The organism is Cellulomonas phragmiteti (genome assembly GCF_016862775.1).
GTDB lineage: Bacteria > Actinomycetota > Actinomycetes > Actinomycetales > Cellulomonadaceae > Cellulomonas > Cellulomonas phragmiteti.
In genome coordinates, this window is record NZ_BONP01000015.1 from 1 (window position 1) to 13,416 (window position 13,416).

10 protein-coding genes, 1 tRNA gene and 1 pseudogene are annotated in these 13,416 nt (G+C 74.5%); 9 read left to right on the top strand and 3 right to left on the bottom strand.

What is annotated here, in order from left to right:
• The first annotated feature begins 84 nt into the window (after positions 1-84).
• Complete coding sequence (locus tag Cph01nite_RS12550) at positions 85-924, top strand: EamA family transporter (RefSeq protein WP_203674681.1); 840 nt, start codon at positions 85-87, stop codon at positions 922-924.
• An 8-nt stretch (positions 925-932) separates the two neighbouring features.
• Here Cph01nite_RS12550 and Cph01nite_RS12555 read toward each other — a convergent pair whose 3' ends face one another.
• Entirely contained in the window at positions 933-1,547 is a 615-nt protein-coding gene (locus tag Cph01nite_RS12555; RefSeq protein ID WP_373307580.1) for a bacterial proteasome activator family protein, read from the bottom strand.
• 63 nt (positions 1,548-1,610) lie between these two features.
• Between Cph01nite_RS12555 and Cph01nite_RS12560 the strand changes: the two genes are divergently transcribed.
• The gene (locus Cph01nite_RS12560) at positions 1,611-2,843 is read left to right on the top strand and encodes an AGE family epimerase/isomerase (protein WP_203674683.1); all 1,233 of its coding nucleotides are present in this window, start codon (positions 1,611-1,613) and stop codon (positions 2,841-2,843) included.
• 10 nt (positions 2,844-2,853) lie between these two features.
• Here the strand turns inward: Cph01nite_RS12560 and Cph01nite_RS12565 are convergent, their stop codons facing one another.
• A complete protein-coding gene (locus Cph01nite_RS12565; RefSeq protein WP_203674685.1) occupies positions 2,854-3,867 on the bottom strand; it encodes an NAD(P)H-quinone oxidoreductase in 1,014 nt (337 codons plus the stop codon).
• A gap of 251 nt (positions 3,868-4,118) precedes the next feature.
• Here Cph01nite_RS12565 and Cph01nite_RS12570 point away from each other — a divergent pair, with 251 nt between their 5' ends.
• The 7 genes and pseudogenes from Cph01nite_RS12570 to Cph01nite_RS12600 all read left to right on the top strand — a co-directional run bounded on the left by Cph01nite_RS12570 (position 4,119) and on the right by Cph01nite_RS12600 (position 12,175).
• Positions 4,119-8,573: an ATP-binding protein gene (locus Cph01nite_RS12570; RefSeq protein ID WP_203674687.1), complete on the top strand. Its 4,455-nt coding sequence runs from the start codon at positions 4,119-4,121 to the stop codon at positions 8,571-8,573.
• Between the two features lie 88 nt (positions 8,574-8,661).
• Positions 8,662-9,111: a roadblock/LC7 domain-containing protein gene (locus tag Cph01nite_RS12575; RefSeq protein WP_203674689.1), complete on the top strand. Its 450-nt coding sequence runs from the start codon at positions 8,662-8,664 to the stop codon at positions 9,109-9,111.
• Positions 9,112-9,122: 11 nt separating this feature from the next.
• Positions 9,123-9,500 carry a DUF742 domain-containing protein gene (locus Cph01nite_RS12580; RefSeq protein ID WP_089798658.1) on the top strand — a complete coding sequence of 126 codons (378 nt, stop codon included), beginning with the start codon at positions 9,123-9,125 and terminating at the stop codon, positions 9,498-9,500.
• Complete coding sequence (locus Cph01nite_RS12585) at positions 9,481-10,092, top strand: GTP-binding protein (protein WP_013118385.1); 612 nt, start codon at positions 9,481-9,483, stop codon at positions 10,090-10,092. The genes Cph01nite_RS12580 and Cph01nite_RS12585 overlap by 20 nt, the downstream gene beginning before the upstream one ends.
• A gap of 98 nt (positions 10,093-10,190) precedes the next feature.
• Positions 10,191-10,655, top strand: coding sequence for a hypothetical protein (locus tag Cph01nite_RS12590; RefSeq protein ID WP_203674691.1), 465 nt, complete (start codon positions 10,191-10,193; stop codon positions 10,653-10,655).
• Positions 10,656-10,714: 59 nt separating this feature from the next.
• Positions 10,715-11,638: pseudogene (locus tag Cph01nite_RS19375) on the top strand (glycoside hydrolase family 32 protein); the annotation flags it as partial.
• A 447-nt stretch (positions 11,639-12,085) separates the two neighbouring features.
• Positions 12,086-12,175 (top strand) — tRNA-Ser (locus Cph01nite_RS12600).
• 183 nt (positions 12,176-12,358) lie between these two features.
• Here Cph01nite_RS12600 and Cph01nite_RS12605 read toward each other — a convergent pair.
• Positions 12,359-13,351 carry an IS481 family transposase gene (locus Cph01nite_RS12605; protein WP_203674849.1) on the bottom strand — a complete coding sequence of 331 codons (993 nt, stop codon included), beginning with the start codon at positions 13,349-13,351 and terminating at the stop codon, positions 12,359-12,361.
• Positions 13,352-13,416 lie beyond the last annotated feature (65 nt).

Below are 13,416 nucleotides of genomic sequence, written 5' to 3' on the forward strand. Positions count from 1 at the left end.
TGGGGTGGGCTGGATTGCTCTTTCACGGGGCGGAGGGGGGGTGGGGGTGGGGGTGGGGGGGTGGGGGCGTCGTAGCCTGGCCGGGTGCCCGCACCCGCGCTGTTCGTCGTCTCGGGGCTGACGCAGTACGCCGGGGCCGCGCTCGCGGTGGGGCTGTTCGCGGTGCTGCCCGCGGGCAACGTCGCGTGGCTGCGGGTCGCCGTCTCGGCGGTCCTGCTGCTGGCCTGGCGCCGGCCGTGGCGCGTGCGCGAGCTCTGGGAACCGCGGCGCCTGGCGGTCACCGCGCTGTTCGGGGTCGTCCTGGCCACGATGAACGTGACCTTCTACATCGCGATCGAGCACCTGCCGCTCGGGACCGCGGTCGCCCTGGAGTTCATCGGCCCGGTGGCCGTGGCCGCGGTGACGGGGTCCGGCGTGCGGGAGCGCGCGGCGATCGCGATCGCGGCCGTCGGCGTCGTGCTGCTGGCGGGTGTGAGCCTCGACGCCGGGCCCGGCGCGACGACGGGCCTCGTGGCGATCGGCGTCGCAGCCGCGTGCTGGGCCGCGTACATCGTGCTGGGCCGTCGGGTCGCGCGCGCCGGGGCACCGGGGGCCAGCGGGCTCGCGGTCGCGATGACCGCCGGGGCGCTGGTCCTGTCCCCGTTCTTCGTCGCCGGCTCCGGCCCCGTGCTCGTCGACGCCCGGCTCGCGGGGATCGTCGTCGCGATCGCGGTGTGCTCGTCCGTCGTGCCGTACGCGCTGGAGCAGGTCGTGCTGCGCCGCGTCAGCTCGGCCACCTTCGCGATCCTGCTCGCGCTGCTGCCGGCCACCGCGACCGTCGTCGGGGCCGTCATGCTGCGGCAGTGGCCGCACGGTCTCGAGCTGGTCGGCCTGGTCCTGGTGTCCGGCGCGATCGCGCTGACGGCCCGCGCGGACAGCGCCTGACGGACGCCCTACAGGTACTGGCCGGTCGACGGCCGCAGGTCGTCCGGGGCGTCGGGGCCCGCCGCGGGCACCGGGAACCCGCCCGGCCCGGGGGCGTGACCGGGCGGCAGCGCGCGGCGCATCTGCGTCAGCTGCGCCTGCGCGGCCATCTGCTGCGCGACGAGCGCGGTCTGGATGCCGTGGAACAGGCCCTCGAGCCACCCCACCAGCTGCGCCTGGGCGATCCGCAGCTCGGCGTCGGACGGCGCGGTGTCCTCCGTGAAGGGCAGCGTGATGCGGTGCAGCTCGGCGAGGAGCTCGGGGGACAGGCCCTCCTCGAGCTCGTGCAGCGACCGCTCGTGGATCTCGGCCAGCCGGGCGCGCGCCGCGTCGTCGAGCGGCGCCGAGCGCACCTCGTCGAGCAGCTGCTTGATCATCGTGCCGATCCGCATGACCTTGGCGGGCTGCCCGACCATGCCCGCCAGGTCCTCGTCACGACCCGGCGCCGACCCGTCGGCGGCATCCTGCGGCGGCACGACGACGACCCGCGGGGCCGGTGCCGCGGTGCCGTCGCCGCGGGCGTCGCCCCCTGCGGCCGGGTCGGTGGTCTGCTCGTCGCGGTGCTCGCCGTGGTCCACCCGCACATCATCGTCGAGACGGCCGCGGGCCGCAGCCCTCGCCGGGCGGCCGCTGGCTAGGGTGGACGCATGGCGTGGCTGAGCACACCGGCGCACGGTCGCTGGCTCGAGGCGGAGACGGACCGGCTGTGGGAGTTCGGCCGGGCGTCGCGCCGCGCGTCCGGGGGCTTCGCCCGTCTCGACGACGTCGGGCGGCCGCTGCCCGGGCCGGTGGAGCTGTGGATCACGTGCCGCATGACGCACGTGTACGCGCTCGCGCACCTCGCCAGCCGGCCGGGCGCCGCGGCGCTCGTCGACCACGGCCTGGCCGCCCTGGCGGGCCTGTTCCACGACGACGAGCACGGCGGCTGGTTCGCCGAGGTCGACGTCGACGGGACACCGCGCGACACGACCAAGGCGGCGTACCCGCACGCGTTCGTGGTGCTCGCGGCGTCCAGCGCGACCGCCGCCGGGCGCCCCGGCGCGCGGGCGCTGCTCGACGAGGCGCTGGCCGCGCAGGACAGCTGGTTCTGGGACGAGCACGCGGGCATGGTCGTCGAGGAGTGGGACCGCACGTTCACGGACCTCGACCCGTACCGCGGTGTGAACGCCGCCATGCACACCGTCGAGGCGTACCTCGCCGCCGCCGACGTCACGGGGGACCGGCGCTGGCTCGACCGCGCCGTGCGGGTCGTCGAGCGGGTCGTCCACGGCTTCGCCCGCGGCAACGCCTGGCGCATCCCCGAGCACTTCGACGCCACGTGGACCGCCGACCTCGAGTACAACGCCGACACCCCGGCGCACCCGTTCCGCCCCTACGGCGCGACCGTGGGGCACGGGTTCGAGTGGGCGCGCCTCACCCTGCACGCGCGCGCCGCGCTGCAGGCCCGCGGGGACGACGTGCCGGCGTGGCTGCTCGACGACGCGGTGGCACTGGCCGACGCGGCGGCGCGCGAGGGCTGGGACGTCGACGGTGCCCCGGGCTTCGTCTACACCGTCGACTGGCAGGGGCGGCCGGTCGTGCGCGAGCGCATGCACTGGGTGGCGGCCGAGGCGATCGCGGCCGCCGCCGCGCTGCACGCCGCCACCGGCGACGCCCGCTACGACGACCTCTACACGCAGTGGTGGGACTACGTCGGCGAGCACGTCCTGGACCGCGACGGCGGGTCCTGGTGGCACGAGCTCGGGCCGGACAACCGGGTCTCGCGCACGGTGTGGGCCGGCAAGGCCGACCTCTACCACGCGGTGCAGGCCACGCTGATCCCGCGGCTGCCGCTGACGCCCGCCCTCGCACCGGCGCTCGCCGCGGGGCTGCTCGGCTGAGCCCCTCGACTCAGGGGACCAGCAGGAGCTTGCCGAAGACCTCGCCGGACTCGAGCATCGTGTGCGCGCGCGCCGCGTCGGCCAGCGGGACCCGGGCGTGCACGACGGGCTGGACGCGACCGTCCAGGACCAGGGGCCACACGTGCTCGCGCACGTCCGCCATGATCGCCGCCTTCTGCGCCGCCGGCCGGTCCCGCAGCGTCGTCGCGATCACGGACCCGCGCCGCGCCATGAGCGCCGGCAGGTCGAGCTCGCCGCGGCGCCCCTGCTGCAGGCCGATCACGACGAGCCGCCCGCCCTCGGCCAGCAGCTCCACGTTCGACCGCAGGGCCCGGCCGCCCAGCACGTCGAGGACGACGTCGACGCCGCGCCCGTCGGTCGCGTCCGCCACGGCCTGCGCGACGTCCTGCGTCCGGTGGTCGACGACGACGTCGGCCCCGAGCCCGCGCACGCGCGCGCAGCGCTCCGCGCCGCCGGCCGTGGCGAGCACCCGGTGCCCCAGCACGTGCGCGAGCTGGACCGCCACCGACCCGACACCGCCCGACCCGCCGTGCACGAGCAGCGTCTGCCCCGGTGCGAGCGCCGCGGCGCGCAGGTTCGACCAGACGGTCGCGAGGGCCTCGGGCAGGGCCGCCGGGTCCTCGATCCCGCTCCCGGAGGGGACGCGGAGCGTCTGGGAAACGTTCGCCGTCACTCGTTCGGCGTAACCTCCGCCCCCCAGGAGGGCGGCGACGCGATCGCCGACACGGGGCACGACCCCGCCCGACGCGGCCGCCCCCGGGGTGTCGGCCCGGACGTCCGGCGGCCCCACCGCCAGCACCATGCCCGCCACCTCGAGACCCGGCCAGGCGGGTGCGCCAGGGGGCGGCGGGTAGTGACCCGCACGTTGCAGCAGGTCAGCGCGGTTGACGCCCGCAGCCTCGACCTCCACCAGGACCTCGCCGGGCCCGGGAACCGGGTCGGGGACCTGCTCGACGCGCAGCACGTCCGGTCCGCCCGGTGAGGACACGACGACGGCACGCACGGCACGCACCGTAGGGCGGGGGACCGGGTGAAGGCACGCAGGCGCGCCGGGGCAGTCCGTGCACGCACGACCGTTTTGCGTCGTACATGGCGTATCGGGAGGGGTGAGGTCCGTGGCAAACTCGGCGCGCGGGCTAATGGTCCGGTGTCCAGGTACCGATGAAGCGCAGACGGCAGTCACCGGCGGTGGTTGCATGACGGACGCGAGCGGTACAGCCAGCGTCCGACGTCGGGCGAAGGGAAAGGATCGACATGCTGCGACGGCTCGGCATCCGTGCCAAGGTCCTGGCGGTCCTCGCCGTGCCCATGATCGTCCTGCTCGTGGCCGGTACGTACATCTCGTACGGCGCGATCCAGGACCTTCGGTACGCGAGAGCGACCCAGACCGTGGTGCGCACGCTCGATGCGCTGAGCCCGCTGACGGCGGCGTTCCAGCAGGAGCGGATCCTGTCCCTGACGGGTGCGACACCGGAACAGGTGGCCGGCGCGCGTCAGGTGACGGACAGCGCGCTCGCGGACACGCGTGAGGTCACGGCCGACCTCGACCTCAGCGAGTTCCCCGACGCGGTGGTCAAGGAGTTCCGCGACCAGCAGGAGTCCTATCGGACCGCCCTGCCCCAGCTGCGTCAGCGCATCGACGACAACGCGCAGCGGGTCATCATCAAGAACGGGTTCCAGGACATCCTCGACGGGCAGATGCGCGTCATGGAGGGTGTGGCGAACTCCCTGCGCGACCGCGACCTGGCGGAGTACATCACCGCGAACCGCGAGCTGGCCCTGCTCAGCGACGCGCTCGTCAACGAGTACGTCACCGGTATCGAGCTCAAGAGCGCGGTCGTCGACAGCCCCGCCCTCGCGCGGCGGTTCCAGTCCGAGACCACCGCCACCGAGCTGGCGCGTGAGCGCGCCCGTCTCGCGGTCGCCGGCCTCGGCATCGACGGGCTCGCCGTCAGCTCCGGTGACCCGACCGCGACCCTGCTCTCCATGCGCGCCCTGTTCACGCAGGGTTCGGTGGGCGCCGTCGCGACCATCGACACGGTCTCGTGGACGACGCAGACCACGAACCAGATGACCATGCTCAGCGAGGTCAACACCGGCGTGCTCGCCGGCGCCGACGTGGTCGCCGACGCCGGTGTGGGCGAGGCCCGTGACAGGGCCCTCATCACCGTCGCCCTCGCGCTCCTCGCGCTCGTCGTGTCCTTCCTCTTCGCCGTCACGGTCTCCCGCTCGATCGTCATCCCGCTGCGTCGCCTCACCAGCGCCGCCGCCGACGTCCGCGAGCAGCTGCCCCGCCTGGTCGAGCAGGTGGCGACCCCCGGCGAGGGCCCGGAGATCACGCTCGCACCGATCCCCGTCCGCTCGAGCGACGAGGTCGGCCGCCTGGCGCAGGCGTTCAACGCGGTGAACGCGACGACCGTGCAGGTCGCCCAGGAGCAGGCGGCCCTGCGTGGCTCCATCGCGGAGATGTTCGTCAACGTCGCCCGCCGTGACCAGGTCCTGCTCAACCGGCAGCTGTCCTTCATCGACTCGCTCGAGCGGGCGGAGGAGGACCCCGGGACGCTGGCCAACCTGTTCCGCCTCGACCACCTCGCCACCCGGATGCGCCGCAACGCGGAGTCCCTCCTCGTGCTCGCCGGCATCGACTCCGGTCGGCGCCTGCGGGACGCGATGCCGCTGTCGGACGTCATCCGCACGGCCTCGTCCGAGATCGAGCAGTACGACCGGGTCCAGCTGGACCTGCAGGTCGACCCGCACATGCTGGGCTTCAACGCCCTGTCGGCCGCCCACCTCATCGCCGAGATCCTCGAGAACGCCACGGTCTTCTCCGAGCCGGAGACGCCGGTCGTCGTGAGCACGGGCGTGTCCGGTGCCTCGGTGGTCGTGCGCATCACCGACCAGGGCCTGGGGATGACCGAGGCCGAGATCGAGGCGGCCAACCGCAAGATCATCTCGGTGTCCGCCGGTGACGCGCTGGGTGCCCAGCGCCTGGGCCTGTTCGTCGTCGGCCGCCTCGCCCAGCGCCTCGGCGCCGAGGTGACGCTGCGCAAGCGCGTCGGCGGGACCGGGACCGAGGCCTTCGTGCAGTTCCCGAGCACGCTGTTCTCGGCCAACGAGGTCAACGCGTACGGAGCGCTCCCGCCCAGCGCGGCGCCCGTCCAGTCGTCCGGCCTGCCCGAGATCGAGATCCCCGAGGTCCGTGCGGTCGACCTGGCCGAGCTGACCGACGGCGAGACGTCGCTGGGTCTGCCGCGACGCCGTCGCGGTGACGACACCGGTGCCGCGCCCGTCACGCAGCCCGCCGCCCCGGCAGCGAGCAGCGACGACGACCCGATCCCGGTCCCGGTGATCAACGGTGCGTCTCCCGGTGGGCTGCCCTCGCGGTCCCGCAAGACCTTCGACGAGGACAACATCGTCCTGCCCGTCGCCCCGGACACGCGGCTGTCGCCCGAGCTCTCGGTCGACACCGGCGAGTGGGCCCCCGCGGTCGCCGCCACCCCGCTGCGGGCCGGTCTGCCGACCCGCTCCCGCGCCGCGACGTCGGCGTGGGCCAGCGAGCCGCAGCAGGACGACGCGCGTCCCGCCTCCTCGGCGCCGGCCGACCCGGCCGCCCGTGCCGGGCTGTTCTCCGGATTCCGCAGCGGCCGTGACGTGCCCGAGGCGCCGCCCGCGCAGAGCCCGAACGGGTTCGTCGTGCCGTCCCTCGAGCCCGAGGAGTCGGAGGAGTCCGCCACGTCGGCGGCCCCCGCCGGCGACTCCGGCTGGCCCGTGCCGTCGTGGCGCGACCTCAGCAGCGGACTGCCGAGCCGTGGCGCGTCGCCGCAGGCGCCCGCCGCCGGGTCCGACGAGGCCCCGGTCGAGCAGTGGAGCGCGCCTGACACCGACTCCTGGACCGCGCCCCAGAGCGACGAGCAGACCTGGGCACCGACCCTGGCCGAGGAGCCGTGGCAGGCGAGCCCGGCGGAGCCGGCGCCGTGGGCGCAGGACGCCACGCACGCCGAGGACACCGGGCCGGCGACGCCCGCCGCGTGGGAGGAGCCGCAGGCTCCCGCCGCGTCGTGGGAGGCGCCGCAGCAGGCACCTGCCGCCGCGTGGGACGAGCCCCAGGCCCCGACCCCGTCGTGGGAGGAGCCCCAGGCTCCAGCCGCGTCGTGGGAGGAGCCCCAGGCTCCCGCCGCGTCGTGGGACGAGCAGCAGGCTCCCGCCGCGTCGTGGGACGAGCAGCAGGCTCCCGCCGCCGCGTGGGACCAGCCGGCGCCGTGGGCGCAGCCCGCAGCCGAGTCCGAGCTGCCCGCCGCCGGCGACGAGACGTCGACCTGGACCCAGGACGAGCCGGCCGCCTGGGAGAGCACCCCCGCGCAGCCCGAGCCGCAGCCTGAGCCGGAGCCCTCGTTCACGTCCTACAGCGGCTACTCCGGCTGGGCCGGCAGCAGCGACCGTCCGGCGCTGCAGTACACGGCCCCGTACGTGCCCTTCGAGCGCTCGCTCGACGAGGCACGGGCCTGGCACACCGGGGCGCTCCCGGTGGTCCCGGAGCCGACCCGCCATGCGGAGCCGGCCTGGTCGGCACCCGCCGCTGACAGCTCGACCTTCGAGCAGCACGAGGTCGAGGTCGAGGCCGAGCCGGAGGCTGAGGAGGAGGTGGCCGCGCCCTGGGCGCCGGTCGCCGCCGTGACGCCGCCGGCGTTCGAGACGGCCCCTGCGCCGGCCCGCGAGCCCGAGCAGAGCACGTGGCAGGCGCCGACCTGGCAGGACCAGCAGGCGCCCGTGGCCCCGGTGGCGCAGGCCGCCCCGGCCGCGGAGCCGACCACCGAGCAGTGGCGTCCGTCCACGCCCGCGTGGACCCGGTCCGCCGCACCCGACCAGCCGACGCAGATGTTCGCGCCGGTCGACTCGGCCCCGGTCGCCCCGGTCGCGCAGGCGCCCGTCGCCCCGGCGCCCGTCGCCCCGGCTCCGGTCGCGCAGGCACCCGCCGCTCCGGTGGCACCCGCGTGGCAGCCGACCTCGGCACCCGCACCGGCCGCGGCCGCAGCACCGGCGTTCAGCGACCTGGTCGCACCGTCGGACGACAAGCCGAAGCGTCGGTGGGGCGCCTTCTTCAGCCGCAAGAAGGACGACGGCGACGTGGTCGACGAGGCGCCGGCAGCTGCCGCGTCCCGCACCCCCGTCCGCACGTCGGCGTGGGGCCCCGACGGGGCCTCCGCCGCACCCGCCGCCCAGGCACCGGCCGCCAACGGTTGGGAGGCGCCCGCGTGGTCGGCGCCCCCGTCGCCGCAGTCGGCCGCGACCCCCGTCGTCCAGGAAGCGCGTCCCGCGCCCTCCTGGTCGCCGCCGGAGTGGGCCGGGCGTCAGCCCGCACCCGCCTCGACGGTTCCGCACCCGTCCGTCCCGCCGTCGGCCGCGCCTCGCGTGGGGACGCTCGACGACGAGGTGGCAGCGATGCTCGCCCTCCGCTCGGACATCCAGGAGCAGGCTCTCTCCGAGCTCAGCCAGCTGTCCGCGTACCGGCCCAGTGCCGTGGGAGCGGGCGGTTCGGAGCGACTCGCCAAGCGAGTGCCGAGCGCGGTTCCCGCCGCACCGGCACCCGTCGAGGAGCGCCCCGTCCAGCGTGACGCCGATCAGCTGCGTTCTCGCTTGTCCAGCTTCCAGACCGGTACGTCGCGTGGACGTCGCGCGGCTCACGGCCCCCAGGACGGTGACCACTCGTGATCCGACGAACCCGAAACCTCGGTGGCCCGTGTGTCACCGTGGACACCCCGCCCGCAGTCGGCTCAGACTGCACCATGAAGGAGGAAGTGTGACCGCGCTCAGCACCGAGGCAGCCAATTTCGGCTGGCTCCTGGACAACTTCGTCCGGACCGTGCCCGGCACTCGCCACACGCTCGTGGTGTCGGCCGACGGTCTGCTCATGGCGATGTCGGAGCAGCTCGACCGCACCAGCGGCGACCAGCTCGCGGCGATCGTCTCGGGCATGTCGAGCCTCACCCGTGGCGCAGCGCGCCAGCTCCGTGCGGGGGAGGTGCGCCAGGCGATCATCGAGATGGACAACCTGTTCCTGTTCCTGATGAGCGTCTCCAACGGCTCCGTCCTCGCCGTGGTGGCCGAGGCGACGTGCGACGTGGGCCTCATCGGCTACGAGATGGCGATGCTCGTCTCGCGCACCGAGGCCACGCTGACCCCGCAGCTCATCTCCGAGATGCGCGGCCAGCTGCCCATCGACGGTGCGACCCGGGCGCCCGTCGCCTGAGGCCGGCTGCGATGAGCGAACACGTCGAGTACGAGGCCCGAACGGTCCGGCCGTATGCCGTGACCGGCGGCCGCGTGCGCTCGGCCCGCTCCGACCTGCCTCTCGAGGCACTGGTCGAGGTGATGCCGGGTGCCGTGGCCAGCACGGGGCTGACGCCCGAGAAGCGCGCGATCATCCAGCACGCGTCGGCCGGGTACATCTCGGTCGCCGAGCTGTCGGCGCTCCTCCATCTGCCGCTGGGTGTGGTTCGGATCCTCGTGTCCGACCTCACCGACGCGAACTCTGTGCGTGTGCACACCTCACAGCCGGTCGAGGTCAACACCGGTGAAAGCCCCGCCCTGTCCCTGAGCGTGCTGGAGAGTGTTCTCAATGGCATTTCCGCCCTCTGACGCCGCCGTCGCCGCTCCGGCGGGGACCGCGGGCGCAGTCGCACCCACTGTCGTCAAGATCGTCGTCGCAGGCGGCTTCGCCGTCGGCAAGACGACCTTCATCGGCTCGATCTCCGACATCGAGCCGCTCAACACCGAAGCAGCCATGACCGAGCACTCCGTGGGCGTCGACGACGCCGGCGGTGTGTCGGACCGCAAGACGACCACGACGGTCGCGATGGACTTCGGTCGCATCGCGCTGCCGGGCTCGCTGTGGCTGTACCTGTTCGGGACCCCGGGCCAGGACCGCTTCCTCTTCATGTGGGACGACCTGGTGCGCGGCGCGATCGGCGCCGTCGTGCTCGTGGACACCGACCGCCTGGACCAGTGCTTCCCGGCCGTCGACTACTTCGAGTCGCGGGGCATCCCGTTCGTCGTCGGCGTCAACTGCTTCGACGGGATCGCCAAGCACCAGCTGGACGACGTCCGTGAGGCCCTCGCCATCCCCGCCCACGTGCCGGTGCTCTACACCGACGCGCGGTCGCGGGCGGCGACCAAGCAGGCTCTCATCGCACTCGTGCAGCTCGCCATGGAGCGCCTGCGCCAGCGGTGAGCACCGCAGCGCACGCGAACGGCCGGACCCCCACGGGGGCCGGCCGTTCGCGCGTCCCCGACCGGGTGGCCGGGCGCCCGCGGGGTCAGGATGGTGTCGTGCCCGCTCCACGGACGGCCCTCGACGCGGAGGTCCTGCTGGCGCGCGACCCGGTGGCGAGCGTCTACGTCGACGGCTCGGCGCTGAGCCGCTACCTGCCGGTGGCCCCCGAGGCGCGTGCGTGGGCGGGCTGGGCGGCGGAGCACGAGCCGGCCGCCGTGGTGTCCGGTGTCTCGGTGCTGGAGGCACGGGTCACGGCGGGCATGCTGGGCGTCGACGCGACGCTCGCGGTGCTCGACGCGCTGACGCGGCTGCCGACCATGCGCCTGTCCGACCAGGCCCTGCGCCGCGCCGTGCTGCTGCCGCCGGGGCTCGGGCCGTTCGCGGCGCTGCACGTGGGTGCCGCGCTGGCGCACGTCGGGGTCCGGGCGATCGCGACGTACGACCCCGCGACGGCGCGCGCCGCGGGCGCCGCCGGGCTCGTCGTGCTCAGCCCGGGGCGCCCCGCCGGCTGGTGGGGCTGACGCGGCGCGGGGTGCGCACCCGGCAGGTCCGCGCGGCCCGGGTCACCGAGACTGGGGTCATGACGTCTCCCACCCCCGACCCGCACGACCCGCGGTGGCACGTCCGTGCGCCGCGCGGCTGGATCAACGACCCCAACGGCATCGGCTGGTGGGACGGGCGCTGGCACGTGATGTACCAGTGGAACCCGCGCGCGTCCGTGTGGGGGGACATCCACTGGGGGCACGCCAGCTCGCCGGACCTGCTGCGCTGGGACCACGAGCCGACCGCGCTGGCACCGCGCCCGGGCATGCTCGACGCGGGCGGGGCGTGGAGCGGGGTCGCGGTCGCCGACGCCGGTGACGTCGCCCTGGTGTACAGCGCGGTGCGCGACACCGCGGCGAGCGCGGGCGTCGCCGTCGCCAGGCGCGGGCCGGACGGCCGCTGGGTGCAGCCCGACCGGCTCGCGGCGCCGCACCCCGCGCTGCCGGGGGTGGTCGAGGTGCGCGACCCGTTCCTGCTGACCGTGGACGGCCGGCGCCTCGGGATCCAGGGCGCGGGGACCCCGGGCGGTGGCGCCGTGCTGGTGTACGACGTCGCCGACCTCGACGACTGGCGGCTGCTGGGCACGCTGGTCGCCGCGGGGGACGTGCCGGACGGCCTGGACGCGCCGGGGCAGGTGTGGGAGTGCCCGCAGCTCGTGCAGGTCGGCGGGGTGTGGGTGCTGCTCGTGTCGTGGTTCGAGCGCGGTGCCGGTCCCGAGCGGCTGGGGGTCACGACGTTCACCGGCGACCTGGACCTCGCGGGGGACGTGCCGCGGTTCGTCGTGGCGTCGTCCGCGCCGTTCGACCGCGGCCCGGACGTCTACGCGCCGCAGGCGTGCGTCGCCCCCGACGGGCGGGTGCTGGTGTGGGGCTGGTCGTGGGAGGGCCGCGGCGACGGTCCGCTGGGCCGGCCGGCCGACGAGGTCGAGGCGGCGGGCTGGGCGGGCCTGCTGACGTTCCCGCGCGAGCTGGTGCCCGGACCCGACGGCAGCGTCGGCGTGCGTCCCGCGGCCGAGCTCGACGCGCTGCGCGCCCGTCCGCTGGCCGTCGCCCGCGACGACGCGGGTGCGCGGCTGGTCACCGACGAGGTGGCGTGGTGGGCGCGGTCCGCCGACGGGATCGAGGTCGCGCTCGTCGACGACGACGGGGAGGTCGTGGTGTGGGCCGCCGCCGCGGGGTGCGACGTGCTCGTGGACGGGTCGGTCCTCGAGGCCTTCGAGGCGGACGGGCGCAGCACGACGATGCGCGTCTACCGCCGCGGCGCGCACCGGTGGCGCGTCCGCTCCCGCGGCGGTCTGGAGGTGTGGGTGCTCGGCCTGCCCGTGGCCGGGTGGCCCCGCTGCGCGGTGGACGGCGGGCGACCTCGGTGTGGGAGACTCGACGCCGCCGTCGGCTCGTCCGGCGGCACGGGAGGGCTGGCTGAGCGGCCGAAAGCGACGGTCTTGAAAACCGTTGGTGCGGTGACCCCGCACTCAAGGGTTCGAATCCCTTGCCCTCCGCGAGTGGTGTGAACGTGCAGGTCAGGTGCGTATATGGAGAGGTCGAGGCGCTGCCTTGAGGTCTATACGGTGACGGACGCCACCAGACTCGTGTGGCTAACCTTTGGCTAACGAAACGGCTCGCACTGCGGCTACCGACATGGCTGCCGGAGTGGTCGGTAGTCCGGAACCGGGACATCTCGACTAGCTGTACTGCCCAGGCAGGTTGGTCAACCGCGTGTTGGGCGGGACCTTGCCGATGGCTGAGTGGGGCCGGTGGTGGTTGTACTGGTGAAGCCATCCTGGCAGGGCTTTGCGGCGAGCGGTCTCGGACTTGTAGTGCTGGGCGAACGCCCACCCCGCGGCCATGGTGCGGTGGAACCGCTCGATCTTCCCGTTGGTCTGCGGGCGGTAGGGGCGGGTCTTCTTGACGCTGATGCCCAGCTCGGCGCAGGCGTCGCGCCAGGCGTGAGACCTGTAGGCCGACCCGTTGTCCGACAGGACGCGTTCGACGCTCACCCCGCGGGCAGCGAACCAGGACACCGCCCGACGCAGCACCCCGACGGCGGTGGTCGCGGTCTCGTCGTCGTGGATCTCGGCGTAGGCGACCCGGGAGTGGTCGTCGATGACGGTGTGAACGAACGCGGTGCCGAGCTTCGGCTGCCCGTAGACGTTCCGGTTGGCGCCCGGGGTCGCGGCGCGGTGCCGGTTGCCTTGTCGGCGTCCGACGAACCGCCAGCCGCCACCGTCGGGGATGTTGCCGAGCTTCTTGACGTCGACGTGGATCATCGCCCCGGCGTACGGGTGCTCGTAGCGACGGATCGGTTCACCGGTGCGGATGTCGACATGGGAGAGCCGGTTGAGCCGGCAGCGGGTCAGCACGGCGTGCACGGTCGAGGCCGGCATGCCCAGGCGGGCGCCGATCTCGATCGGGGACAGCCGCATCTTCCAGCGCAGGTGCACTACCCGGCGCACCTGGTGCTGCGGGGTCTTGTTGGCGACCCGGTGCGGGCGACTCGAACGATCACCCATCGCTTCGGCGCCCATCGCGGCGTAGCGGTCGGCCCACCGCTTTGCGGTCGGCCACGACACGTGGAACCACTCGGCCGCCCGAGCGACCGGCCAACCCTCATCGACGATCAGACGAGCGATGCGCAGGCGCATCACCGGGGTCAGAGCAGCGTTAGCGTGGGACACGAAGACCTCCTGGTCGTCGAGCGGAACCTCAGCAGCTCCACTCCACGCCGGGAGGTCTTGGGTCT

What these genes read in the sequence shown, in the direction of transcription:
- Cph01nite_RS12560 (WP_203674683.1), top strand. Translation starts at nt 1,611, where the DNA reads ATGGCGTGGCTGAGCACACCGGCGCACGGTCGCTGGCTCGAGGCGGAG.
- Cph01nite_RS12570 (WP_203674687.1), top strand. Translation starts at nt 4,119, where the DNA reads ATGCTGCGACGGCTCGGCATCCGTGCCAAGGTCCTGGCGGTCCTCGCC.
- Cph01nite_RS12580 (WP_089798658.1), top strand. Translation starts at nt 9,123, where the DNA reads ATGAGCGAACACGTCGAGTACGAGGCCCGAACGGTCCGGCCGTATGCC.
- Cph01nite_RS12585 (WP_013118385.1), top strand. Translation starts at nt 9,481, where the DNA reads ATGGCATTTCCGCCCTCTGACGCCGCCGTCGCCGCTCCGGCGGGGACC.